This is a genomic window from Streptomyces sp. NPDC003036 (assembly GCF_040611175.1).
In the GTDB taxonomy this organism is placed as follows: domain Bacteria; phylum Actinomycetota; class Actinomycetes; order Streptomycetales; family Streptomycetaceae; genus Streptomyces.
In genome coordinates this window covers 1-3,100 of sequence record NZ_JBEXNO010000092.1, presented here as the reverse complement: position 1 = coordinate 3,100, position 3,100 = coordinate 1, and the positions used below count along the sequence as shown (strand labels likewise).

Here is a 3,100-nt window from a genome sequence, read left to right as displayed (position 1 = left end):
ACGATCATCGAGCAGGCGAAGGCCGGTATGCCGGTCCTGGGAATCTGCAACGGCTTCCAGCCCCGACCGGATACGAGCCGTCCGCGTCCCATGGCCAGGCAAAGCCGTAGTTAACCTGCTGGAAAAACTTCTGCCCGAGATTGAAATATCTCTCCCTCACAATCGTTTCCCCAGGTCAACAGAGTGTTGAAGCCGGATAGGGTCCCGCTGCTGCCCGGGGTCGCGCCGGGCGGGAACATGTGAGGTGAAACGTGCAACTGAGCCCGCACGAGCAGGAGCGCCTGCTCATTCATGTCGCTGCCGACGTCGCGGAGAAGCGCAGGGCACGCGGGGTGCGGCTCAACCACCCCGAGGCCGTCGCCCTGATCACCGCGCACATCCTGGAGGGCGCCAGGGACGGCCGGACCGTCGCCGAGCTCATGGCGTCCGGGCGCAAGGTCCTCAGCCGCGACGACGTCATGGAGGGCATCCCCGAGATGATCCACGACGTCCAGGTCGAGGCGACCTTCCCCGACGGCACCAAGCTCGTCACCGTCCACGAGCCGATCGTCTGACGGGGAACGCCACCGATGATCCCCGGAGAGATCCTCTACGCCGACGAGCCCGTGCCCCTCAACGAAGGCCGCCCCGTCACCCGCCTCACCGTGCTCAACGCCGCCGATCGGCCCGTCCAGGTCGGCTCCCACTACCACTTCGCCGAGGTCAACCCGGGCCTCGCGTTCGACCGCTCCGCCGCCCGCGGCCTGCGGCTCAACATCGCCGCCGGTACGGCCGTGCGCTTCGAGCCCGGCATCCCCGTCGACGTCGAACTCGTCCCTCTCGCCGGCCGCCGCGTCGTCCCCGGCCTGCGCGGACAGACCGGAGGAGCCCTCGATGGCTGAGCTCGCCCGCCCCCAGTACGCCGACCTCTTCGGCCCCACCACCGGCGACCGGATCCGCCTCGCCGACACCGACCTGCTCGTCGAGATCGAGGAGGACCGCTCCGGCGGGCCCGGCCGCTCCGGCGACGAGGCGGTCTTCGGCGGCGGCAAGGTGATCCGCGAGTCCATGGGCCAGGCCCGCACCACCCGCGCCGAAGGCGCCCCGGACACCGTCATCACCGGCGCCGTCGTCATCGACCACTGGGGCATCGTCAAGGCGGACATCGGCATCCGCGACGGCCGCATCACCGGCATCGGCAAGGCCGGCAACCCCGACACCATGGACGGCGTCCACCCGGACCTCGTCATCGGCCCCGAGACCGAGATCATCGCCGGCAACGGCAAGATCCTCACCGCGGGCGCCATCGACGCGCACATCCACTTCATCTCGCCGACCGTCGTCGAACAGGCGCTGACCTCCGGCATCACCACCCTCGTCGGCGGCGGCACCGGACCCGCCGAGGGCAGCAAGGCCACCACCGTCACCCCCGGCCCCTGGCACCTCGCCCGGATGTTCGAGGCGCTGGAGACGTACCCCGTCAACATCGGTCTGCTCGGCAAGGGCAACACGATGTCGCGCGAGGCGATGCACTCCCAGCTGCGCGGCGGGGCCCTCGGGTTCAAGATCCACGAGGACTGGGGCGCGACCCCGGCCGTCATCGACGCCTGCCTCGGCGTCTGCGACGAGACCGGCGCCCAACTGGCCATCCACACCGACACGCTGAACGAAGCCGGGTTCGTCGGCGACACCCTCGCCGCCATCGCGGGCCGCACCATCCACGCGTACCACACCGAGGGCGCGGGCGGCGGTCACGCCCCCGACATCATCACCGTGGTCTCGGAGCCGTACGTCCTGCCCAGCTCCACCAACCCCACCCGCCCGCACACCGTCAACACGCTCGACGAACACCTCGACATGCTGATGGTCTGCCACCACCTCAACCCGGCCGTCCCCGAGGACCTGGCGTTCGCCGAGTCCCGCATCCGGCCCTCGACCATCGCGGCCGAGGACATCCTCCACGACATGGGCGCCATCTCGATCATCTCCTCCGACTCCCAGGCGATGGGCCGCGTCGGCGAGGTGATCCTGCGGACCTGGCAGACCGCGCACGTGATGAAGCGGCGCCGCGGCGCACTGCCCGGCGACGGCCGCGTCGACAACCACCGCGCACGCCGCTATGTCGCCAAGTACACGATCAACCCGGCCGTGGCGCAGGGCCTCGACCACGAGATCGGGTCCGTCGAGCCCGGCAAGCTCGCCGACCTGGTGCTCTGGGACCCGGCGTTCTTCGGCGTGAAGCCGCAGACCGTGATCAAGGGCGGCCAGATCGCGTACGCGCAGATGGGCGACGCCAACGCGTCCATCCCCACGCCCCAGCCGGTCATGCCCCGCCCCATGTTCGGCGCGCTCGGCCGGGCCGCCGCGGCGGGCTCGTACAACTTCGTCACGCACAGCGCCCTCGACGACGGGCTGCCCGAACGGCTGGGACTGGACAAGGGATTCGTGGCGATCAAGAGCACCCGCGGAGTCACCAAGGCCGACATGCGCGAGAACGACGCCCTGCCGCGCGTCGAGGTCGACGCCGACACCTTCACGGTGACGATCGACGGTGAACCGGTCGACCCGGCGCCCGCCGCCGAACTGCCCATGGCCCAGCGCTACTTCCTCTTCTGAGGGCGCCGACGATGTCCCGGTCCGCTCTCCTCGTCCTCGCCGACGGGCGGTTCCCCGCCGGCGGCCACGCCCACTCTGGCGGCGCCGAACCGGCCGTCAAGGCGGGCCGCCTCCGCGACGCCCGCGACCTGGAGGCCTTCTGCCGCGGCCGCCTGCACACCACGGGCCTCACCTCGGCGGCACTCGCCGCCGCGGCCGCCCTCGGCTCGACCCCGCCGCCCTCGACGAGGCCGCCGACGCCCGCACCCCCTCGCCCGCGCTGCGCGCCACCGCCCGCAAGCTCGGCCGCCAGATGCTGCGGGCCGCCCGCGCCACCTGGCCGTGCCCCGAACTCGACGCGCTGGCCCGGCGGTTCCCGCGCGGCGCGCACCAGCCCGTCGTACTCGGGCTCGCCGCGCGGGCGGCCGGGCTCGGGCCCGAGGACGCGGCGCACTGCGTCGCGTACGAGACGGTCAGCGGCCCCGCCACGGCCGCCGTCCGCCTGCTGAGCCTCGACCCCTTCCAC

At 72.0% G+C, this 3,100-nt stretch carries 3 protein-coding genes and 1 pseudogene; all 4 read left to right on the top strand.

Features of this window, described 5'->3' with window-relative positions:
• Nucleotides 1–251: 251 nt before the first annotated feature.
• Complete coding sequence (locus ABZX67_RS33215; protein ID WP_355368514.1) at nt 252–554, top strand: urease subunit gamma; 303 nt, start codon at nt 252–254, stop codon at nt 552–554.
• Nucleotides 555–569: 15 nt separating this feature from the next.
• Nucleotides 570–881, top strand: coding sequence for an urease subunit beta (locus tag ABZX67_RS33210; RefSeq protein WP_355368511.1), 312 nt, complete (start codon nt 570–572; stop codon nt 879–881).
• On the top strand, nt 874–2,595 hold the full coding sequence (locus tag ABZX67_RS33205; protein WP_355368508.1) for an urease subunit alpha: 1,722 nt from the start codon (nt 874–876) through the stop codon (nt 2,593–2,595). Before ABZX67_RS33210 ends, ABZX67_RS33205 begins: the two co-directional genes overlap by 8 nt.
• Before the next feature lie 11 nt (nt 2,596–2,606).
• Nucleotides 2,607–3,100 (top strand): annotated as a pseudogene (locus ABZX67_RS33200) (urease accessory UreF family protein); the annotation flags it as partial.

Coding starts and splice junctions, on each gene's coding strand:
- ABZX67_RS33210 (WP_355368511.1), top strand. CDS start 570: ATGATCCCCGGAGAGATCCTCTACGCCGACGAGCCCGTGCCCCTCAAC.
- ABZX67_RS33205 (WP_355368508.1), top strand. CDS start 874: ATGGCTGAGCTCGCCCGCCCCCAGTACGCCGACCTCTTCGGCCCCACC.